The organism is Paractinoplanes rishiriensis, from assembly GCF_016862375.1.
GTDB lineage: Bacteria > Actinomycetota > Actinomycetes > Mycobacteriales > Micromonosporaceae > Actinoplanes > Actinoplanes rishiriensis.
In genome coordinates this window covers 375,637-396,889 of sequence record NZ_BOMV01000007.1, presented here as the reverse complement: position 1 = coordinate 396,889, position 21,253 = coordinate 375,637, and the positions used below count along the sequence as shown (strand labels likewise).

General features: G+C 72.7%; 15 protein-coding genes. 12 read left to right on the top strand and 3 right to left on the bottom strand.

The annotated features are described in order from the left end of the window. Window positions 1–77: 77 nt before the first annotated feature. The gene (locus Ari01nite_RS05695; protein ID WP_203779979.1) at window positions 78–731 is read right to left on the bottom strand and encodes a CAP domain-containing protein; all 654 of its coding nucleotides are present in this window, start codon (window positions 729–731) and stop codon (window positions 78–80) included. A 496-nt stretch (window positions 732–1,227) separates the two neighbouring features. Between Ari01nite_RS05695 and Ari01nite_RS05690 the strand changes: the two genes are divergently transcribed. The 5 genes from Ari01nite_RS05690 (at window position 1,228) to Ari01nite_RS05670 (ending at window position 6,986) form a co-directional block, all read left to right on the top strand. Next, window positions 1,228–1,422, top strand: a complete 195-nt coding sequence (locus Ari01nite_RS05690; protein ID WP_089291272.1) for a hypothetical protein — start codon at window positions 1,228–1,230, stop codon at window positions 1,420–1,422. Window positions 1,423–1,629: 207 nt separating this feature from the next. Next, the gene (smc, locus tag Ari01nite_RS05685; protein ID WP_203779978.1) at window positions 1,630–5,208 is read left to right on the top strand and encodes a chromosome segregation protein SMC; all 3,579 of its coding nucleotides are present in this window, start codon (window positions 1,630–1,632) and stop codon (window positions 5,206–5,208) included. 4 nt (window positions 5,209–5,212) lie between these two features. Then, entirely contained in the window at window positions 5,213–5,827 is a 615-nt protein-coding gene (locus Ari01nite_RS05680; protein WP_203779977.1) for an HAD family hydrolase, read from the top strand. Between the two features lie 290 nt (window positions 5,828–6,117). Further along, a complete protein-coding gene (locus Ari01nite_RS49620) occupies window positions 6,118–6,618 on the top strand; it encodes a hypothetical protein (RefSeq protein WP_239162496.1) in 501 nt (166 codons plus the stop codon). After that, window positions 6,615–6,986: a type II toxin-antitoxin system VapC family toxin gene (locus Ari01nite_RS05670; protein ID WP_203779976.1), complete on the top strand. Its 372-nt coding sequence runs from the start codon at window positions 6,615–6,617 to the stop codon at window positions 6,984–6,986. Before Ari01nite_RS49620 ends, Ari01nite_RS05670 begins: the two co-directional genes overlap by 4 nt. Window positions 6,987–7,018: 32 nt before the next feature. Here Ari01nite_RS05670 and Ari01nite_RS05665 read toward each other — a convergent pair whose 3' ends face one another. Continuing rightward, entirely contained in the window at window positions 7,019–8,692 is a 1,674-nt protein-coding gene (locus tag Ari01nite_RS05665; RefSeq protein WP_203780326.1) for an alkaline phosphatase D family protein, read from the bottom strand. Window positions 8,693–8,877: 185 nt separating this feature from the next. Between Ari01nite_RS05665 and ftsY the strand changes: the two genes are divergently transcribed. The 7 genes from ftsY (at window position 8,878) to Ari01nite_RS05630 (ending at window position 18,639) form a co-directional block, all read left to right on the top strand. Then, window positions 8,878–10,065, top strand: coding sequence for a signal recognition particle-docking protein FtsY (ftsY, locus tag Ari01nite_RS05660; protein WP_203779975.1), 1,188 nt, complete (start codon window positions 8,878–8,880; stop codon window positions 10,063–10,065). 40 nt (window positions 10,066–10,105) lie between these two features. Next, window positions 10,106–10,903, top strand: a complete 798-nt coding sequence (locus Ari01nite_RS05655) for a phosphotransferase (protein ID WP_203779974.1) — start codon at window positions 10,106–10,108, stop codon at window positions 10,901–10,903. 219 nt (window positions 10,904–11,122) lie between these two features. Then, window positions 11,123–12,511, top strand: a complete 1,389-nt coding sequence (locus Ari01nite_RS05650) for an ammonium transporter (protein WP_203779973.1) — start codon at window positions 11,123–11,125, stop codon at window positions 12,509–12,511. A gap of 25 nt (window positions 12,512–12,536) precedes the next feature. Then, a complete protein-coding gene (locus Ari01nite_RS05645; RefSeq protein WP_203780325.1) occupies window positions 12,537–12,875 on the top strand; it encodes a P-II family nitrogen regulator in 339 nt (112 codons plus the stop codon). After that, a complete protein-coding gene (locus Ari01nite_RS05640) occupies window positions 12,875–15,142 on the top strand; it encodes a [protein-PII] uridylyltransferase (RefSeq protein ID WP_203779972.1) in 2,268 nt (755 codons plus the stop codon). The genes Ari01nite_RS05645 and Ari01nite_RS05640 overlap by 1 nt, the downstream gene beginning before the upstream one ends. A gap of 36 nt (window positions 15,143–15,178) precedes the next feature. Further along, complete coding sequence (locus tag Ari01nite_RS05635; RefSeq protein WP_203779971.1) at window positions 15,179–17,656, top strand: glycosyltransferase family A protein; 2,478 nt, start codon at window positions 15,179–15,181, stop codon at window positions 17,654–17,656. Then, window positions 17,656–18,639: a class I SAM-dependent methyltransferase gene (locus tag Ari01nite_RS05630; protein WP_203779970.1), complete on the top strand. Its 984-nt coding sequence runs from the start codon at window positions 17,656–17,658 to the stop codon at window positions 18,637–18,639. The genes Ari01nite_RS05635 and Ari01nite_RS05630 overlap by 1 nt, the downstream gene beginning before the upstream one ends. 184 nt (window positions 18,640–18,823) lie before the next feature. Here Ari01nite_RS05630 and Ari01nite_RS05625 read toward each other — a convergent pair whose 3' ends face one another. After that, window positions 18,824–21,160, bottom strand: coding sequence for a glycosyltransferase family 2 protein (locus Ari01nite_RS05625; RefSeq protein WP_203779969.1), 2,337 nt, complete (start codon window positions 21,158–21,160; stop codon window positions 18,824–18,826). Window positions 21,161–21,253 lie beyond the last annotated feature (93 nt).

Genomic DNA, 21,253 nt, shown 5'->3' with positions numbered 1-21,253 from the left:
GCTTTTCGCCCTATTTGCCGCCCGATATGTCCGGAACGCCCCCATACAACCGCCCCGCCCGCCGCCCTAAAATGGACCTAGCGGCCGAATATCTGGCCCCAGACGATGGTGCCGTCCACGCCACGCACCGCCCCGACGCCGATCGCCTCGAAGGAGCAGTTGAGGATGTTGGCCCGGTGGCCGCTGCTGTTCATCCAGCTGTCCATCACCGCCGCCGCGTTGCGCTGGCCGCGTGCCACGTTCTCGCCGCCGGCGTCGTTGTAACCCTGCTCGCGGGCCCGGTCGGTGAAGCTGCGGCCGTCGTCGCTAACGTGGCTGATGTAGAGGTTGCCGTGCGTGCCCAGTTCCTTGACGTGCAGCCGCATCGCGGTCCGCAGCCTGGTGTTCAGCGCGACCGTGCCGCAGCCGGCCGCCCGCCGCTCGACGTTGACCAGCCGGATGACCTCGGTCTCCTCCGCCGCCAGCCCGGTCACCGCGCGGGTGGTCGCCGACGTCGCCCGGGGCTTCGGGGTGCCGGCCTTCGTGGTGGCCTTACTGGTGGACGCCTTGGGCTTGGCCGCGGCCTTGGTCTGCGCGCCGGCCGGGGCGGACGCCGGGGCGGAGGGGGACGGCGTTGGCGTCCCGGCGCCGGGTGCCCCGCCACCAGCACCCGGCGCCAGGGCGGCAATGGCGGCCGCGGGCGTCTCTGCGGACAGGCCCGAGCCGGTGACGCTGGCCGGAAGAATCGCCACGCCGGCACCGAACGCGCCGAGGAGGGCAGTGATCGAAACGCCTAGGCGGACCGCCGGGTCGGTACCGCTTCCGCGATGCCGTCCAGACCGGTTCGGTCTTGTCAACGCCCTGCCTCCGTATTTCTGTCCCGGATCGAGGCGTCTCGACCCGGGTGACGGTAAGCAGTGGGGATGAGCAGGGCCAAACCGGCTAAGGAAAACATAAGGCCAGGTAAAGGACCGGAGGGTGGCATGATTCACTTGCCTGGAGGGCGTGAGCGGGTGCGCACCGCTTGACGGAGCGTGCGTATCGGCGGACTATGGAGGTGTCGCCAGTCGCGCCCACTCATGCCCGGTTCCTGTCAGGCATGAGATATCTGCACCTAAGAGCACGTTTCGAGGGTGCATGATTCTGTGCCCACGCGTGCCCGTGTGCACTCCGCGGCGCAATGCTGGGCGCGTTCCATAGGGCGAGATCTCAAACCCAAGAAGAAGCAGTGCTTCTCAAGGAGTCACCATGGCGAAGGCCCTCTACGGCCACGTAGGCGCGGCGCCCGACCGGCGCCTGCTCGACGAGGTCACCCGACTGCGTTCCAGGGTGCAGGCTCTGGAGTTCGAGGTCACCCGCCTCCGGGCGGAGAATGATCGTCTCGCGGCTGCCGCCGCGGAGGCCGACGACATTCTGCGGCTGACCGAGCCGGCGCTGACCTGAGCTTCACCGGCCGCTGCGATCCGGCGGCCTGTCCCCCTAGCATCTGAATACGCATCACAACCGCGCGCCTCCACCCCGTGGCGGCGCGCATCCTTTTGCCCGATTTCTAGTGAGCGACCGGCCGCCGAGCGCGGCGTGTCCGGCCGCTGAGCGGACCTGCGGGTAGCCTGCACCCCAGTATCCGTTTCGCCGACCCCACGGAGATCCGTGCACCTCAAGAGCCTCACGGTCAAGGGCTTCAAGTCCTTCGCCTCCGCCACGACGTTGCGGCTGGAGCCGGGCATCACCTGCGTGGTGGGCCCCAACGGCTCCGGCAAGTCCAACGTCGTCGACGCCATCGCCTGGGTGCTGGGCGAGCAGGGCGCCAAGGCGCTCCGCGGCGGCAAGATGGAGGATGTCATCTTCGCCGGCACCGCGGGCCGGGCGCCGCTGGGCCGCGCCGAGGTGACGCTCACGATCGACAACAACGACGGCGCTCTGCCGATCGAATACACCGAGGTGTCGATCACCCGCCGGATGTTCCGCGACGGTGCGAGCGAATACGAGATCAACGGGAACTCCTGCCGGCTGCTCGACATTCAGGAACTGCTCAGCGACTCCGGCATCGGCCGCGAGATGCACATAATCGTGGGCCAGGGCCGGCTCGACGCGATGCTGCACGCCAAGCCCGAGGACCGCCGCGCCTTCATCGAGGAGGCGGCCGGCGTACTCAAGCACCGCAAGCGCAAGGAAAAGGCGATCCGCAAGCTGGACGCCATGCAGGTCAACCTCAACCGCCTCACCGACCTCACGGCCGAACTGCGGCGCCAGCTCAAGCCGCTCGGCAAGCAGGCCGAGGTGGCCCGGCGCGCGGCCGGTATCCAGGCCGACCTGCGCGACGCCCGGCTCCGGCTGCTCGCCGACGACCTGCATACGCTGCGCACCACGCTGGACAAGGAGATCGCCGACGAGTCGGCGATGCGCGAGCGCCGGCAGCAGGTGGAAGAGGAGAACCGCGAGATCCAGCGGCTGCTCGTCGACCTCGAGGCCGCGCACGCCGAGGACGCGCCGCAGCTCCAGGCCGCGCAGGACACCTGGTACAAGCTGTCCACGCTGCAGGAACGGTTCCGGTCCACCGAGCAGCTGGCCACCGAGCGCCTGCGGCACCTCGCGGCCACCCCCGACGAGGAACGCCCCGGCCGCGACCCCGACCAGCTGGTGGCCGAGGCCGAGCGGGTCCGCGAGCAGGAGGAGGAGCTGCGCGAGGCCCTCACCGACGACCAGATGCGGCTGGCCGAGGCGGTCGAGCACCGGCAGGAGCTGGAACGCCAGCTGGCCGCGGCCGAGGGGGCGCTGCGTACCGCGGCCAAGGCCATCGCCGACCGGCGGGAGGGCCTGGCCAAGCTCACCGGCAACGTGAACGCCGCCCGGGCGCGTACCGAGGGTGCCGCCGAGGAGATCGAACGCCTCGCCGCCGCGCACACCGACGCGCTGATGCGCGCCGAAGCCGCACAGACCGACGTCGACGCGGTGGCCGCCGAGTCCACCGAGGCCGACCGGGACAACGTCGAGCTGGACGCCCGGCACGCCGAGGCGGTCGCGGCGCATGACCGGGCCGCCGCGGTGGTCCGCGAGCTGTCCGACGCCGAGCGTGCCGCGGAAAAGGACGCGGCCAGCTGGAAGGCGCGCGAGGAGGCCCTCGGGCTCGGCCTCAGGCGCAAGGACGGTGCCGGGGCGCTGCTGGCCAAGGCCGGCGAGGTGCCCGGCCTGCTCGGCAGCCTCGCGTCGATGCTGACCGTCCGGCCCGGACACGAGGCGGCCCTGGCCGCGGCGCTGGGCGGACTCGCCGACGGTGTCGCTCTGTCCGGCGTGGACGAGGCCGTCGAGGCCATGCGTACGCTCAAAATTGCCGACGCCGGACGCGCCGAGCTGGTGGTCGCCAGTGCGGCCGCACCCGGCATGCGCGGATCGCTGGAATCGCTGCGACCGCAGCTGCCCGAGGGCGCCGTCTGGGCGCCCGAGGTGGTCGACTGCCCCGAGCAGATCCGGCCGGCGCTCAACCGGGCGCTGCGCGACGTCGTGCTGGTGCCCGACCTGCCCGCGGCCGTCCGCCTGGTGGCGCAAAATGCCGAACTGCGGGCGGTCACCCCGGACGGCGACGTGCTCGGTGCCTTCGTCGCGGCCGGCGGTTCCGGCAAGGCGACGAGCTACATCGAGGTGCAGGCCGCGGTCGACGAGGCCAAGGCCAACCGGACCATCGCCGAGGAGTCGATCCGCGAGCTCAAGGGCCAGCTGGTCGAGGCGCGGGCCGAGGTGGCCGAGCGCAAGGAAGCGGTGAACGTCGCGGCCGCCGCCAAGCGGGCCGCCGAGGGCGAGCGCAACGCCGCCGCCCGCCGGCTCGCCGAACTCGGTGCCGCCGCCCGGTCGGCCACCGCGGAGAGCGAGCGGCTCGGCGCGGCCCGGCAGAAGGCCGAGGCGGCCCGGGAGAGCGACCTGCTGCGCCTGGCCGAGCTCGAGGAGCGGCTGGAGGCGGCCGAGTCCACCCCGATCGACGAGGAACCCTCCACCGAGGAGCGCGACACTCTCGCCGCGCTGGTGCCGCAGGCCCGGCAGAACGAGATGGAGGTACGCCTCGCGGTGCGTACCGCCGAGGAGCGGGTGTCCTCGATCGCCGGCCGGGCCGACTCGCTGATGCGCCAGGCCAACGCGGAACGGCAGGCCCGGGAGCGGGCCGCGGCCCGCCGGGCGGCACGGGCCCGCGGTGCCGAGATCGCCCGGGCGGTGGCCCGCGGCGCGGCCGCCGCGCTCAAGCGGGTCGAGGTGTCGTTGGCCGCGGCCGTCGAGGCACGCGACGAACTGGCCCAGGCGCGCACCGCGCGCGAGGCGGAGTTGCAGGAGGTGCGCGCCGGCGCGAAGCGGCTCGGGTCCGAACTGGAGCGGCTCACCAGCGAGGTGCACCGGGACGAGATGGCCCGGGCCGAACAGCGGATGCGCATCGAGCAGCTGGAGGCCAAGGCCGCCGAGGACTTCTCGCTCGACGTGGACACGCTGATCAACGAATACGGCCCGGACCAGCTGGTGCCGCCGACCGCGGCCGAGACCGCGCAGGCCGAGAAGGACGGCAAGCCGGCGCCCGGCCCGGCCCCGTTCCACCGGCCCACCCAGGAGAAGCGGGGCAACAAGGCGGAACGCGACCTCCAGCTGCTCGGCAAGGTCAACCCGCTGGCGCTGGAGGAGTTCGCGGCGCTGGAGGAGCGTTTCAAGTTCCTCTCCGACCAGCTCGAGGACCTCAAGGCCACCCGCAAGGACCTGCTCACCGTCGTCAAGGACGTGGACGACCGGATCCTCGAGGTGTTCACGTCGGCGTTCGAGGACACCGCCCGCGAGTTCCAACTCGTGTTCCAGGTGCTGTTCCCCGGTGGCGAGGGCCGCCTGGTGCTGACCGACCCCGAGGACATGCTGACCACCGGCGTCGAGGTCGAGGCCCGCCCGCCGGGCAAAAAGATCAAGCGCCTGTCGCTGCTGTCCGGCGGCGAGCGGTCGCTGACCGCGGTGGCCATGCTCTGCGCCATCTTCCGGGCCCGTCCCAGCCCCTTCTACATCATGGACGAGGTCGAGGCCGCCCTCGACGACGTCAACCTGGGCCGGTTGATTACCCTCTTCGCACAGCTGCGGGAGAAGAGTCAGCTGCTCATCATCACGCACCAGAAACGCACGATGGAGGTCGCCGACGCCCTCTACGGCGTCACCATGCGCGCGGGTGTCACCCAGGTGATCAGCCAGCGCCTCAACACCGCGGAGGACTAACGGCATGCGCGACCGCGCCCAGGCCCTGCTCATCGACCTGGACGGCGTGCTGCGCCGCTGGGACCCGGCTCCGATGATCACCGTCGAGCTGGACTACGGGCTGAAGCCGGCCGCGCTGCTGGAGACCGCGATGTCCTGGGACATCTACCGCCCCGCCGTCACCGGCGAGATCACCGACGCCGAGTGGATGCGCCTGGTGGCGGAGCGCCTGCCGATCGACGGCGACAAGGCCACCGAGGCGGTGGCCCGCTGGCAGTCCTACCGCGGCGAGCCCGACCCGGACGCGCTGGCCTTCGTCCGCGAGGTCCGGGCCGCCGGCCGCCCGGTCGGTCTGGCCACCAACGCCACCGACCGGCTGCGCCCCGACCTGGACGCCCTCGGCCTGACGGCCGAGCTCGACGTGGTGATCAGCTCGTGGGAGCAGCGGGTGCACAAGCCGGCTCCGGAGTACTTCCAGCGGGCCTGCGAGCTGATCGGTTTCGAGCCCAAGAAGGTCCTCTTCGTGGACGACGACGACCGAGCGGTCCGCGGCGCCCGGTCCGCGGGCCTGTCGGCTTACCGCTGGAGCGGCCCGCAGCACCTGCCGTACCTCCGGAAGGCGCTCGACCTCCCGGGCTGACGCTCGTAGGACCTCCGCCGATTTTGCCGCCGCGCCGGCGCCCCTCGACTTTCGCCGTTTCGGTATGGGCACGCTCAACGGGTCGTCAGGGCCGGCGCACTTGGTCAACAGCGTCTGACGGTGCCAGGTCAGCCAGCCCTGAAGCAGGGTGCGCTCGGGGCCCTGCACGGGGCCCTGCTCGGGTAGGCAGCGCGGTCGACTTCGGGCGCGGTCCAGGTGGTTGCTTGGTTTGCTTTTTTTGCTTGCTTTATGTTCTTGATTTGCGTTACGTTGGCGGCGGAGGTGGCACGATGGCAACCATCGAGGTCGACGAGGACACCAAGCGCACCTTGTCCTTCGCCGCGCGGATGGCGCGACTCACCGAGGGGCAGATCGTTCGCCGCCTGATCGAAACGGGCCCCTGGGCAGAGGAACGCGCACCATCCCCGCCGGGCGTCGAGGGCGTGGCGATCTATGCCGACTACGAAGGTCACCGGGTGCGCGCCCGCTACCTCGAACCGGGCCGGGTGCACATAGTCGATGGGCCGCTTGCCGGTCAGACGTTCAAGACCCCGACCGCAGCTGCACGAGCCGTGATCCGGCATTTCAATCCGGCCGTCAACGACAATCGCAACGGCTGGACCTTCTGGCAGATCGATGAGGCAGGCGTACGGAAACCGCTGCAATCCATCCGTCCCGGCGCCCAACGGCCCGGGCGCGGTTCGTTGCGGGGCCGGCTGGTGCTCTCCGACGACTGGGACTCCGACGAGGTGAACGAAGGTATCGCCCGCGACTTCGGGCTGGCACCGTGAGCCTGCTTCTCGACACGCACGTGGTGCTGTGGTGGCTGGCGGACGATCCCACCCTGGCCGACGAGATCAAGGAACGCCTCGACCGTGAAGCCGACATCTATCTCAGTGCGGTGACCGTGTGGGAGGTTGCCATCAAGCAGGCCCTCGGCAAGATAGCGCCGCCTGACCTTCCGGAACAGATACGGGACAGCGGGTTCCCGATACTGGGCATCACCGCAGAGCACGGCATAGCGGCGGGGCGGTTGCCGATGCACCACCGCGACCCCTTCGACCGCATGCTAATCGCCCAGGCGCGGCTGGAGGGCCTGACGCTGGTGACCCGTGACGGCCAGATATCGAAGTACGACGTCGATCTGCTGACCGTCTGAAGGTCGGTCGCCACCTGCGGCTGAACCTCTCGTCAGTCCGGGTAGCGTACCCGGGCAACCTCGAACAGGCCGCCGTCGGCGTTGGTGCCCTCGACTATGGCGGTGGCGGCGGGGCCGGTCAGCAGCAGGGTGCTCACCGCGTTGCCGAAGTAGGGGCCGGCCAGGCGTTTCCAGCTCCAGGCGGGGCGGCGTACGCCGGCCGTGCGGGCCAGGCCGCGGACCCCCTGGGCGGCCGCTCGTGACCAGGCGAAGCGCATCAGCGGGCGCATCACGGCCGGGACCTGGTTGTGCACCGGTGAGCAGGTCAGCTGCATCACGGGGGTCGCCATGGCTACGCCGAATTCGGCCCGGGCGACGTACGAGTGGTGCACGTCGCCGGACAGCACACTGATCGTGGCCGGTGCGGCGTATGCCCCGCCGGCGCCCACCCGGTGGCTGGGCGCGCCGTCGCTGCCCTCGCCGAGGCGCTTGAACAACTCGCCGAGCGCCGCGAACGAGCGGCCGAACGCCGCCCAGTGCTCCAGGTCGACGGCCCGCCGCAGCTTTTCCGAGGCGGACGCCACCCAGGGGCGCGACGAGTCGGCGTTGCGCTCGTTCCACGCCTCCAGGTAATGGATGGCGGGCGGCATCAGCCACGGCAGCGACGAGCCCACCACCAGGTGGTCGTAGTCGCCGTGCGCCTGGTCGACGAACCAGGCCCACTCCTGCGGTGGCAGCATCTCGCGGGCGCCGGGGGTGAGCACCCGGTTGCACCGGTTGTCGAGCATCGCGAGCCGGGTGCGGCCCACGTCGAGGGAGAAGCTCCACTGGTAGCTCTGCGCGGTGTTGTCGACCGAGCGGCCGAAGTCGTGCAGCAGCACGGTGGCGTCCTCGGCCTCGGACACCTTCTGGAAGATCGGGTCGGCGGCCAGCTCGTCGGGGCTCAGGTTGCCCAGGTGCTGATAGACCCAGTACGACGCGAGGCCGCCGGCGATCCGCTCGACCCACCACGGCTGGGCGTTCATGTCCTCGCGCCAGGACGCCGAGGTGTTCCAGTCGTCGATCAGCTCGTGGTCGTCGAAGATCATTACGCTCGGCACGGTGGCCAGCAGCCAGCGGATCTCCGGGTCGCGCCACGACTCCAGGTACAGCTTGGTGTACTCGTCGAACGTCACCACCTGGTCGTCCGGGCCCTGGTGGCCGGCGCTGCGGCGGCGGCGCAGGAAGCGTCGCACCTTGGCCGAGGTCTTGTCGGCGTAGACCTGGTCGCCGAGCAGGACGATCAGGTCGGGGCGCAGGTCGGCGCTGGTGGGATCGGCCATCAAACGGCGCGAGTACGCGTCCAGCGCGTCCGGCGGCAGGCTCCGGGCGGTGGCGTGCGGTGTCGCCTCGCGGCACGACCCGAAGATCAGGCGAACGGGGGCGGCGCGGTCGTCGGCCGGGCGGGTGCGGATCATCGAGGCCGGGTACGGCGAGTCGGCCGTCGGCCAGACCTGCCGGTCGTCCAGGTACACCCGGTATTCGCTGGCCGCGTCGGGGGTCAGCCCCTCGACCACCACGAGCGCGTAGTGATGCCCGTACGCCGAAAAGGTGTGCGCGGAGCCGGCGCCGCCGCCCTCGGCCTCGACCCGGACGGTGGCCGGCTCGGTGATCTCGACCCAGATGGTGGCGCGATCGCCGACCACCCGGCGCAGGATCGGGCCGATAAGGAGATGAGCAGTCACCAGACTTTAGTCCGGTCAAGGGCGGTGGATGGGGCGGTCGGACGGGCGACCGCCATCCGGGTTTCGCGCATGGGGAGAGCCTTCCACGCTTGGTTACCAGGGGCGTCCCATCCTCCGTCAGAGCGGCCGTTGCCGCCACTGTGCGGCCGACGCCACGTGCCGACGGCTCATCTGTCAGGATTTCGGCTATGGAATACGTCGTCGCCGCAGTCATCCTGCTCGTCGTGCTGGTGGCCGGTGCCGTCGGCCTGATGGTGCCGCGGATGCGCCGCCGGGAGCTGCCGCCGACGGACACCGCACCGACCACCACCCTGGAGCGGCCCCCGGCGACCGTCGAGGAGCAGCCCGTCGACCAGGCACCGCCGCTGGTCGTGCCGCCGGTCGCGGACGAGGAACTGCCGCCGCTGGTGGTGGTCGAGCCGGAGAAGCCGGCGCTGGAGCAGCCGGAACCGACCGCCGGTCGCCTGGTGCGGCTGCGGGCCCGGCTGTCCCGCTCGCAGAACGTCTTCGGCCGCGGCCTGCTCAGCGTGCTCTCCCGGGACCACCTGGACGAGGACGCCTGGGAGGAGATCGAGGACAGCCTGATCACCGCGGACGTCGGGGTGGAGGCCACCCAGGTGATCGTGGAGCGGCTGCGCGAGCGGGTGCGCGTGCTCGGCACCCGGACCGTGGCCGAGGTGCGCGCGCAGCTGGCCGAGGAGCTCACCTCGGCGCTCGAGCCCGACCTGGACCGCAGCCTGCGGACCGCGCCGCACGACGGCCGGCCCGCGGTGCTGCTGGTGGTCGGCGTGAACGGGGCCGGCAAGACCACCACCTGCGGCAAGATCGGCCGGGTGCTGATCGCGGATGGGCGGACCGTGCTGTTCGGCGCGGCCGACACGTTCCGCGCCGCGGCCGCCGACCAGCTGGCCACCTGGGGTGAGCGGGTGGGCGCCGAGACCGTCCGCGGCCCGGAGGCCGGCGACCCGGCGAGTGTGGCGTTCGACGCGGTGAAGCGCGGCATCGATCTGGGTATCGACACGGTGCTGGTGGACACGGCCGGCCGGCTGCAGAACAAGGTCGGCCTGATGGACGAGCTGGGCAAGGTCAAGCGGGTGGTGGAGAAGCACGGCCCGGTCGACGAGACGCTGCTGATCCTGGACGCCACGACCGGGCAGAACGGGCTGGAGCAGGCCCGGGTGTTCACCGAAGTGGTGGATGTGACCGGCGTGGTGCTGACGAAGCTGGACGGCACCGCCAAGGGCGGCATCGTCATCGCGGTGCAGCGCAAGCTGGGAATTCCGGTCAAGCTGGTGGGACTGGGCGAGGGACCGGACGACCTGGCCCCGTTCGAGCCGGCCGCGTTCGTCGAGGCGCTCCTTGGTACCGACGCGTAGTCTCGGTGCGGGGCAGTTGAACGGAACTGGGGGAGGCTGGGTGGCGCAGGAGCCGGTGCGGGAGATTCCGCTGCACGGCGGCAACGTCAGCACGGTCTCGCGGATCGGCGACACCGTCCGGCGTAACACCGGGCCGTGGACGCCGGCGGTGCACGCCCTGCTCAACCATCTGGAGCGGGTCGGTTTCACCGGGTCACCGCACGCCCTGGGGGTGGACGAGAAGGGCCGCGAGGTCCTCTCCTACCTCGACGGCGAGTGCGGGGAATACCCGCTGGCCCCGCACTGGGTGACCGAGGAGGCACTGGTCACGGTCGCGACCATGTTGCGCATGTTCCACGACGCGCAGTACGGCTTCGCGCCGCCGCCGAACGCGGTGTGGCGCTCGTTCGGCCCGCCGCCGCCGGACACCGAGGTGATCTGCCACCACGACGCGGCCCCGCACAACGTGGTCTGGCGGCCGGACGGCACGCTCGCCCTGATCGACTTCGACCTGGCCTCGCCGGGTGCCCGGATCTACGACGTGGCGTACGCGGCGTGGACCTGGGTGCCGCTGTTCAGCGACCGCGACTCGTACACCCTCGGCTGGAAGCGCCCGAACCGGCCGCGCCGGCTGCGGCTGTTCGCCGACGCGTACGGCCTCATCCCGCGGGACCGGCACCGGCTGGTGCGCACCATCCGCAAGCGGATCGTCGATCACGTGGAGGGGATCCGCCGGATGGCGGCCGCCGGCGACCCCGCGTTCGTTAGAATCGTGCATAAGGGTCATTTGCGGCGTCCGATGCGAGATCTCCGCCTTCTCGATTACGAGCGTCATACCCTCGAATACGCGCTCCGCTGATCGACGATCGTCAAAACAACCCTCATTGCCCCGGTATAGGGTGTTTCGTGCGGGGGGCTGTGAGGGTTTCTTCACACGTACGAAACAACTGGTCACGTTCCCGAAACCGGGCGTAGACCGTGCGTGAAACAGCGGGTGGAGAGGCTTCCGCGCAACCGGCCAGAGGCGATGCTGCCACGCTGAGCCGGGAGGGAGGTTACTCAACTCTAGGAGGCCAGCGTGCCTGAAGCACCTGCGATCGATCCAGCGAACACCGTCTGGCTGCTGGTTTCGACCGCCCTTGTGCTGCTGATGACGCCGGGACTTGCGCTGTTCTACGGCGGCCTCAACCGCTCCAAGGGCGTACTGAACATGATGATGATGAGCTTCTCCGCCATCGGGCTCATCTCTGTTCTGTGGCTTTTCTACGGCTTCTCCATGGCGTTCGGGTCGGACCAGGGCGGCATCATCGGCAACATCGGTGACTACCTGGGCACTCAGACCTTCCTCGGCGAGGGCGACCTGTGGGGCGCCACCGACGAGAATCCGAGCGGCATCGGCGTCCCGTTGTACGTCTTCATGGCGTTCCAGATGGTCTTCGCGGTGATCACCGTCGCGCTGATCAGCGGTGCCATCTCGGACCGCACCAAGTTCGCCGGCTGGCTGCTGTTCGCCGGCCTGTGGGCCACCATCGTCTACTTCCCGGTCGCGCACTGGGTCTGGGGCGGCGGCTGGATCGGTGCGAAGCTGCACGCGCTCGACTTCGCCGGTGGTACCGCGGTGCACATCAACGCCGGTGCGGCGGCGCTCGGCCTGGTGCTCGCGCTGGGCAAGCGGGTCGGCTGGCCGCGTGAGACGTTCAAGCCGCACAACGTCCCGTTCGTTGCGCTCGGCGCCGGCCTGCTGTGGTTCGGCTGGTTCGGCTTCAACGCCGGGTCGGAACTCACCGTCGACTCGATCGCCGGCCTCGCGTTCATCAACACCCAGGTCGCGACGGCCGCCGCGGTGCTCGGCTGGATCTTCGTGGAGTGGATCCGGGACGGCAAGCCGACCCTGGTCGGTGCCTCCTCCGGTGCCATCGCCGGCCTGGTCGCGATCACCCCGGCCTGTGGCTTCATCGCCCCGTGGGCCTCGGTCCTGCTCGGCCTGGTGGCCGGTGTGGTCTGTGCCCTGGCCATCGCGCTGAAGTACAAGCTCGGCTACGACGACTCACTCGACGTGGTCGGCGTGCACTTCGTCGGCGGCTGGATCGGCTCGCTCTGGCTGGGCTTCTTCGCCAGCACCAACCTCAACGGCGCGATCAGCGACGTGGTCGGTGCCTCGGACGGCCTGTTCTACGGCGGCGGGCTCACCCAGCTCGGCCGGCAGGCGCTGGCCGGCCTGGCCGTCACGGTGTTCTCCGGCCTGGTCGCCTTCCTGCTCGGCAAGGCGATCGACAAGACCATCGGCTTCCGGGCCACGCCCGAGGCCGAGGTCGACGGCATCGACGTCGCCGAGCACGCGGAGAGCGGGTACGACCTGTCGCCGTCGACCGGCTCGAGCGGTGGCGCCTTCGCGATGGCCGGCATCACTCCGTCCGGTAACGCTGCCCCGGCTTCCGAGCCGAGCAGCGAAAAGGTCGCCGGTTAATTTTGTGCAGATGGAGGGACTGAGCATGAAGCTGGTGACCGCGGTCATCAAGCCATACCAGCTCGACGCGGTGAAAGAGGCCCTGCACGCGCTTGGCGTGACCGGCCTGACCGTGAGCGAGGTACAGGGCTACGGACGGCAGAAGGGGCACACCGAGGTCTATCGGGGTGCCGAATACACGGTGGAGTTCCTGCCCAAGATCAGGGTCGAGGTGGTCACCGACGAGATCGACGTGGAAAAGATCGTCGACGCCGTCGTCACCTCGGCGCGGACCGGCAAGATCGGCGACGGCAAGGTCTGGGTGACCTCCGTCGACGAGGTGGTCCGGGTCCGCACCGGCGAGCGCGGCCTCGACGCGCTCTGATGATTAACACGTCCAGCGAGCCGCCGGCGCCACCTGCCGTGCCGACCGGCGGCTCGCTCGACAAGCTACGCGAGCACATCGGCGCCGCGGCCCGGGTCGACCGGGCTGCGGCGCTCGACACCTGGCTGCGGGACATCTTCCCGGCGCACCTGGCCGGCGTCAGCCTCGTCGCGGTTGGCGGCCTCGGCCGGCGCGACTGCGCCCCGTACAGCGACCTGGACCTGGTGCTGCTGCACCACGGCACGGCCGGGATCGACCGGATCGCCTCGGCGCTCTGGTACCCGATCTGGGACGCCCGGCTCGGCCTCGACCACTCGGTGCGTACCCTGCCCGAGGCACTCTCGGTGGCCCACGACGACGTGAAGGTCGCGCTCGGCCTGCTCGACGCCCGGCACGTGGCCGGCGACCCGGCCCTGACCACCGAGCTGGTGACCGCCGCCGGTGACCAGTGGCGGCGCACCGCCGTACGGCTCCTGCCGCAGCTCAAGGACCTCACCACGCGTCGCTGGGCCAGCCACGGCGAGCTCGCCTTCCTGCTCGAGGGCGACCTCAAGGAGGCGGCCGGCGGCCTGCGCGACGTGACCATCCTGCGCGGCATCGGCCGGGCCGGGGTGGCCGACACCATGCGGCCCGCGGCCCGGGCCGCCAACCTGCGCCTGCTCGACACCCGCGACGCCCTGCACCTCGCGGTCGGCCGCCGGGTCGACCGGCTGGTGGCCCAGGAGCGGACCGCGGTGGCCGAACTGCTCGAACTCGACGACGGCGACACCCTGCTGCGCCGGGTGGCCGGCGACGCGCGGACCGTGGCGCACGCGGTCGACGACGCCTGGCGGGCCGTCGACCGGCTCCGGGCCGGGCGCCGCCGCGGTGGCACGCCCGGCACCTCCGGCCGCCGCCCGGTCGCCCGCGACGTGGTCGAGCAGGACGGCGAACTGGTGCTGGCGCGTACCGCCATCGGACCGGTGCCGGACCCGAGCCTGTCGCTGCGGGTGGCCGCTGCCGCGGCCACCGTGCAGTTGCCCATCGCCCGGGCCACCAGCGAGTGGCTGGCCGCGTTCTGCCCGCCGCTGCCCACGCCGTGGCCGCCCGCCGCCCGTGCCGCGCTGGTCTCGCTGCTCGGCTCCGGCGTCGGACTGCTGCCCGCCTGGGAGGCCTGCGACCGGTACGGGCTGATCGACGCCTGGCTGCCGGAGTGGGCCCGGATGCGCAGCCTGCCCCAGCACCACCCGGTGCACCGCTTCACCCTGGACCGGCACCTGGTGCAGGCCGCGTACGAGGCGACCGCGTACGCCCGCGAGGTGGACCGCCCCGACCTGCTGCTGATCGGCGCGTTCCTGCACGACGTGGGCAAGGGGTTGCCGGGCGACCACAGCATCGTGGGCGCGCCGATCGCCGCCGACATCGCCGCCCGGGTCGGCCTGCCACCCGCCGACGTGGCGACCATCGCCAAACTCGTACGCCTGCATCTGCTCTTGCCTGATGTGGCGACCCGGCGGGACCTGAGCGACCCGGTGACGATCTCGACGGTGGCCGGTCAGGTCGGCGACTCCGCCACCCTGGACCTGCTGCACGCGCTGGCCCGGGCCGACTCACACGCCACCGGACCGGCCGCCTGGTCGGACTGGAAGGGCCGGCTGATGGCCGAGCTGGTGGCCCGGGTGCACACCGCGCTGGACACCGGCGAACTGCCCGAGCCGCCGGCGCCCGAACCCGAGCTGCTCGAGGGCGACCTGCCGGCCGTGCACCTGGACGGCGACCGGCTCGCGGTGGCCGCGGCCGACCGGCGCGGACTGCTCGGCGCGGTGGCCGCCTGCCTGGCCATGCACCGGCTCGACGTGGTCGGCGCGAACGCCTCGACCGCCGGCAGCCGGGCCATCGTCGAATTCCTCACCCAGCCGCGGTACGGCTCGCCGTACGACCCGGTGGCGCTCGCCGCCGACCTGCGCCGGGTGGCGGCCGGCGACGTGTCGGTGACCCAGCGGGTGCGGGCCCGGGCGATGAGCGCCCGCGGCGGCACCGCCTCGCCCCGGGTGGTGTGGCAGCGCGACGTGGCCACCGACGCCGCCGTCCTGGAGCTGCGCGCGGCCGACTCGCCGGGCCTGCTCTACCGGGTGGCGACCGCGCTCGACGAGGCCGGTGCCGAAGTGCGCGCGGCCCGCATCTCGACCCTGGGTGGCGACGTGGTTGACGCGTTCTACCTGGTCGGATCGTGGGCCGACGCGGCCGAGCGGGAGCGGGTCGAGGCGGCCGTGCTGGCCGCGGTCTGACCGTCACCCGCCCGGCCGCGACCGCGTTGGTCGGGCATGCGGGATTCTGATCTGCTCGATGATCACATCCGGGCGATCGGCCCCGGGCTGCGGCTGGCGCTGACCGCCACCGCGTCCCGTAACCGCTCGTTCGACGCCCGGCAGCTGCTGGCCCGGGCCGCGCTCGGCGACGCCGGCACGCTCGACGACCTGCTCGCGGCCGCCCGGGCCGGCGATCGGCGGTGGCTGCGCCGGATCCGCCGCCGGGTGGTGCCCGGCCTGGTCGCCGCGGTCGCGCACACCATCGCGCTGCAGGACCAGACGCCCACCGACACGGCCGACGCGCTGGCGCTGTACGAGCTGATCCGGCGCGCCCTCGGTCCGCGCGCACTGTCCCCGGCCAACCAGGGCCTGCACGCCCAGCTGGCACTCGCCCACGAGGGGCCGGAGCGCTGCCGGCGGCTGCTGGCCGGATACCGGCGGATCGGCGAGCCGTTCCTGGCCGGGCTGCGCGCCGACCTGATCAACCCGTTCGTGGCGGACCGGCCGGTGGAGCCGTGGCTGCGCGCGTTCCAGGCGATGCTGCCCGAGCCCGGCCCGGTGGTGGGCGACGGCGAGGGGATGCCGTTCGACCGCCTGGCGGCGCCGCCGGCCGAGCGGGTCGAGGGCGCGCACCGGGTCTCGGTGGTGGTGACCGCGTTCAAACCGGACCGTGGGCTGCTCACCGCGGTCCGCTCGATCCTGGCGCAGAGCTACGCGAACGTCGAGATCGTCATCGTCGACGACGCGTCGCCGCCGGAGTACGACGAGGTGCTGCGCGCCGCGACCGCGCTGGGCGACCGGATCCGGCTGGTGAAGCTCGCCGTCAACGCCGGCACCTACGCGGCCCGCAACGCCGGGCTGGACGCGGCCGGCGGCGAGTTCGCGGCGTTCCAGGACTCCGACGACTGGTCCCATCCGCGCCGGCTGGAACTCCAGGTGGCGCCGCTGCTCGCCGACCGGCGGCTGGTGGCCACCACCTCGGACGGGCTGGCCGTCACCGACCAGTTGCTGCTCAACCGGCCGGGGGTGCGCAGCGGCCGGTTCAACCCGTCGTCGCTGCTGTTCCGCCGCTCCACGGTGCTGCGCACGGTCGGCTACTTCGACCGGGTGCGCAAGGCCGCGGACAGCGAGTTCATCGGCCGGATCCAGGCCGCGTTCGGCGTGCGCCGGGTGCGGCACCTCGACTCGCTGCCGCTGGCGCTGATCCGGTTGTCGGCGAACTCGCTGTCCCGCTCGGAGATCAAGCCGCACTGGATGCACCCGGCACGGACCTCGTACAGCTCGGCGTACCTGCGCCGGCACCAGCTGATCGCGGCCGGTGACGCGCCCGCGTTCCGGCCGGCGGACGGGTCGGACCGGCCGTTCCCGGCGCCCGCGCACCTGCTCGGCGCCGACCCGGACGCGGTCACCGGGTACGACGTGGTGCTGGTGGCCGACTGGCGGTTCCTGGAGAGTTGCCAGCGCACCGCGGTGGACGAGATGACCGCGCTGGCCGCGGCCGGACTGCGGGTGGCGGTGCTGCACCTGGAGTCGTACCGGGCGGTGTACCTGAAACGGCAGCCGATCTGCTCGCCGGTGCAGGACCTGATCAACGCGGGCGTGGTGACGCGGATCGGGCTGCACGAACGGGTCGAGGCCGCGCTGGTGCTGGTGCGGCAGGCCGCGGTGCTGCAGTTCGCGAACGTGAGCACGGACAGCCGGGTGCGCGCCGGGCGGACCGTGCTGGTGGCCGACCGGGCCCCGGTGCGCGGCGACGGGACGGACCGGCGCTATCTGCCGGAGGCGTGCGCGGCGACGGCCCGCAAGCTGTTCGGCGCCGACCCGGTCTGGGTGCCGCAGGATCCCGGGGTGCGGGCGGCACTGCGTACCCTCGACCCGGCCCTGCCGGTCGCCGAGCGTGACCTGCCCACCGCCGTGGCCCCGCCCGGCTGGGTCGAGCAGCGCACCGGCGCGGCTGCCGGGCCGGCCGTGGTGGGCACCGACCTCTGTGACGCGGCCGCCTGGCCCCCCGATCTGGCCGAGTCCCTCGCGGTCTGCCGCCGGCTGCCCGAGGCGGACGTCCGGGTGCGGCTGCCGCACCGGCCGCGGGCCGAGTTCACCCTGGAACTGCCCCGCGCCTGGCTCGGTTTCGAGGTGGCCGACCTGGGCCCGCGTCCGTTCCTCCACCAGGTCGACTTCTACCTGCACTTCCCGCCGCGGGAGAGCGCCGAATGGTACTCCCGGCCGGCGCTCGAGGCGGCCGCCATGGGCTGCGTCGTGGTGATGCCGGAGCGCTACGCCGGCTGGTACGGCGACGCCGCCGTCTACTGCGGACCGTCCGAGGTGGCCCCGCTGCTCGCCCGGTACCGCACCGACCGCGCGCTGTTCGCCGAGCAGAGCCGCCGGGCCCGCTCGGTGGTCGCCCGGGCGCACGACCCGGCCCTGCTGGTCGAGCGGATCTTGGACCTGCTTCCCGTAACGGCCGCCGCGACGGGCGCGTTACCGATGTTGTGATGTCCAAGCTGAAGCGCCTGGTGAAGCTGTTCTCCGTCCGCCAGGTGGCCGGTCTGCTGGCGACCGCCGCGATCGGTGCCGGGGTGGCGGTCGCGTCGCTGGCGGGCCAGGCCGCGGTGGCCACCTGCCTGCTCGCCCTGTTGCTGCTGGCGCTGCCGACCGGGGTGATGTATCTGTCCCGCCGGGTCGGCGGGGTCAACCGCAACACCCAGGCGGCCGTACGCGACCTGCGCGTGCTCGTCGAGCAGCTCCAGCGCCGGGTGATCGCGTCCGTGGAGAAGGAGCGCCTGGCGGCCGGTGACCGGCACCGCGAGCTGACCGAGGCGCTGGCCCGCACCGAGCGGCTCACCGGCCGCGGCGCCGAACTGCTGCTGCGCGAGCAGAGCCAGGAGATCGAGGCGCTGTTCCAGCTGTTCCAGCAGGTGACCCCGCGGGCGTCGATGCCGGCCGGTGGCACCCTCAACCCGACCGACCTGCTCGGCCTGCTGAACATCGCGGCCAGCCGGCGACCGCGGGTGACGGTGGCGCTGGGCAGCGGGCCGGCCACGATCTGGCTCGGCTACGCGCTGGAGGCGGTCGGCGGCCGGCTGGTCGCGGTGGACCACGACGCGCTGCGGGCCGAGACCACCCGGGGCATGCTGCGCGAGCACGGCCTCACCGCGGCCGAGGTGCGGCATGCGCCGGTCGCCGAGCTTTCGGTGGAGGGCCGGACCGTCGACTGGTACGACGTGGACGCGCTCGACGGTCTGAGCGACATCGACCTGCTGGTGGTCGACGGCACCGCCGCGCCCGGCCGGGAGGCGGTGGCGCCGGCCCTGCACGTGCTGGGCCGCCGGCTGGCCGCCGGTGCCGCCGTGGTGGTGGACGAGGCGCCGGCGCGCAGCGCGCCGCGGCAGGGCGGCGGTTTCGGTCTGACCGAGCAGCGCCGGCTGGCCGGCCGCTGGATCACCCTGGCGTCGCCGCAGGCACCGGTCTCCGCCTGACCGGCGACCGCGGGAAAGGACGCGACCCCGCCGCGGGGGACGGCGGGGTCGCGAGTCGCGGGGTCCAGGGGAAGTAGCCCACGACGAGCCGGCGGGGGCCGGCCGTTTTCGGTTGTCGTTGTCGTGCGCTGATCAGATCGGCGGCGACCGGGCCTCCTTGACGGAACTCCCGGTTGCCGGCCGGTCATCCTTGCGTTGCCAACCGGGCAGCGCGCTCCGCGTAGATCTCGTGGAGGTGGTGCCGGCGCACGTACTCCGGGCCACGGGCCGCCTGGGCCCGCAGCGCCGGCCGGTCCCCGTGCAGCATCCGGACCGTGTCCGCCACCTCGTCGGCGGTGCAGTACACCGCCGCCTCGCCGAAGGTGGCCGCGTACCGGTAGGGGAGCAGCACCACGCAGCCGGCCGCCAGCGCGGCCAGCAGGTCCGGGTCCGGGTCGGCCGGCGCGTCCGGCCGGGGCAGGTGCAGATAGAAGTCGACCTGGTAGAGGAACGACCGCAGGGTCACCTCGGCCGGCCGGTAGACCAGCCAGCTGCGCGGCGCCCCGAACCGGCCGAACGCCCGGTCGGCGGTGCCGTCCGAGTCCAGCAGCCGGACGTCGACCCGGGCCGAGTCGGGCAGTTCGTCGCGCAGCCGCCGCCATTCGGCCCGGCCGCCGCGGCAGTGCCGGCCGATCACCGGCCGGTCGGCCCGCGGCCCGCGCCGGTCCAGGCGCCACACCGCCGGGTCGACCGTGCCCGGCAGGTCGACCGCGGTGACCAGGTCGGCCGGTGCGCCGGCGGCCAGCGGGTCCTCGGCCAGCGCGGCGGTGAGCAGCCGGCGCCCGTCCGGCCCGGCCGGCGCCCAGAGCGGCCGGCGGCCGAACAGGCGGCGTCCCGCGGCCGCGGCCGAGCGGGACACGGCGGCCGACTCGATCACCACGCGCTGGGCCCGGACCCCGCTGATCAGATCGGGCGCGTGCTGGAGCACCCGGGCCGAGCGGACCACCACGAGCCGGGTCCGGACGTCGTCGGTGAGCTCCACCTGGGTGAGCTCGCCCGCGTTGATCAGCTCCTGCACGGCCGGGTCCAGGTTGCGCGGGCCCTGCCGCAGGTTGCCGAGCATGTCGAGGTGCAGCAGCGCGGCCCGCTGCCGGCGGCCGGTCAGCGCCCGCAACTGCCCGATCCCGGCGGTGCCGGCGCCGCCCGCGGTGGTCCAGTCGCCGGCCAGCACCACGTCGTACGCGCGGGCGCCGGTCTCACCGCGGATCCGGCGCGGTGCCGCGAACGCGCGCGGCTCCCGCGGCGACGCGAGGCCGGCCCGGATCCGGCCGTGCCAGGACTGGAACGCGGACAGGTAGGAGCGGCGGGCCGGGTGCATCCAGCCGGGCCGGTAGTCGGCGCTGGACAGCGAGCCGGTGGAGAGCCGGATCAGGGCCAGCGGCGGGCCGGTGAGGTGCTGGGTGGCCGGCCGGCCGAAGACCGCGCGGGCGCGTTCCACGTACTCGGCGTCGGCGCCCTTGCGGACCGGGTCGAGGTAGCCGACCCGGTTCAGCGCCTCGACCCGCCGGATCATCAGCGAGGAGAGGTTGTACGACCGGGTCTGCTCGACGCCGGGCCGGGTCACCACCAGGTCCGGCGTCACCCGCATCCCGGTGGAGGTGGTCGAGAAGATCGCCTCGTCGGCCAGCAGCGGGGCGACCTGCTTCTCCAGCCGCAGCGGGTGGGACCAGTCGTCGGCGTCCTGGAACGTGACGAAGTCGCCGGTGGCGGCGTCCAGGCCGGCGTTGCGGGCCACGTAGGTGCCGCCGTTGGCGACCATCCGGATCACCCGGACCCGCGGGTCGAGCGCGGCCACCGCCCGCAGCACCGGGTCGAATCCGCTCGGCGAGCCGTCGTCGACCACCAGGATCTCGTGGTTGGTCCAGGTCTGGCCGACCAGCGACCGGACCGCGGTGAGCAGGGCCTGGTCCGGTCGCCAGGTGGTGACGACGGTGGTGATCCGGCGCGGGTGGCCGGTGCGCTGGGCGGCGCCGGCGACCAGCCGGTCGAGCGCGTCGCCCGGGCCCTCCCCGACCCGCACCGCCGGATGCGGCAGCAGCGCCGCGAAACCGGTCGCCCAGCCCTCGCCAATCCAGTTGTCGCCGGTGCCGCCGGTGAACGGGTTGGCGAGGTCGAGCCGCACCCCGGCGCGGATCGGCGCGGCCACCTCGGGATACTCGTCGAGCAGCGTGGCGGCCAGCCGCCGGTCGCCGGCCGCGTACGCCAGCTGGCAGTGCAGCCCCTGGTGGACCGGCGCGATCGTGCCGGCCCGCCGCAGCCGGGCCAGGATCGACAGCGCGTCGGCCTGGTCGTCCGGGCGCAGATCCTGGAGCGCGATCACCCGGGCCAGTTCGCCGGCCAGCCACGGGTCGGCGGGTGCGCCCGCCACCACGGCCTCGGCCGACGGCGCGCCGGCCGCGCGGGCGAGCGGCCCGCGGGCGGCGATCGAGCGGGCCTGCAACGCCGCGACGGCGAGCGGGTCCGGTCCGGGTGTCTCCGGCATGCAACGGCCTCCTCGGTAAACTCTCGGAGGTTCAACGAGCCAGACCCCCGGGTGAATTGTCCGTATCGCCCCCTTGGTTCCCGTCGTTTGTTC

Excerpts from the sequence above, each read along its gene's own strand:
- Ari01nite_RS05630 (WP_203779970.1), top strand. The coding sequence starts at position 17,656 with ATGTCCAAGCTGAAGCGCCTGGTGAAGCTGTTCTCCGTCCGCCAGGTG.
- Ari01nite_RS05690 (WP_089291272.1), top strand. The coding sequence starts at position 1,228 with ATGGCGAAGGCCCTCTACGGCCACGTAGGCGCGGCGCCCGACCGGCGC.
- Ari01nite_RS49620 (WP_239162496.1), top strand. The coding sequence starts at position 6,118 with ATGGCAACCATCGAGGTCGACGAGGACACCAAGCGCACCTTGTCCTTC.
- Ari01nite_RS05645 (WP_203780325.1), top strand. The coding sequence starts at position 12,537 with ATGAAGCTGGTGACCGCGGTCATCAAGCCATACCAGCTCGACGCGGTG.
- Ari01nite_RS05625 (WP_203779969.1), bottom strand. The coding sequence starts at position 21,160 with ATGCCGGAGACACCCGGACCGGACCCGCTCGCCGTCGCGGCGTTGCAG.
- Ari01nite_RS05680 (WP_203779977.1), top strand. The coding sequence starts at position 5,213 with ATGCGCGACCGCGCCCAGGCCCTGCTCATCGACCTGGACGGCGTGCTG.
- Ari01nite_RS05640 (WP_203779972.1), top strand. The coding sequence starts at position 12,875 with ATGATTAACACGTCCAGCGAGCCGCCGGCGCCACCTGCCGTGCCGACC.
- ftsY (WP_203779975.1), top strand. The coding sequence starts at position 8,878 with ATGGAATACGTCGTCGCCGCAGTCATCCTGCTCGTCGTGCTGGTGGCC.
- Ari01nite_RS05635 (WP_203779971.1), top strand. The coding sequence starts at position 15,179 with ATGCGGGATTCTGATCTGCTCGATGATCACATCCGGGCGATCGGCCCC.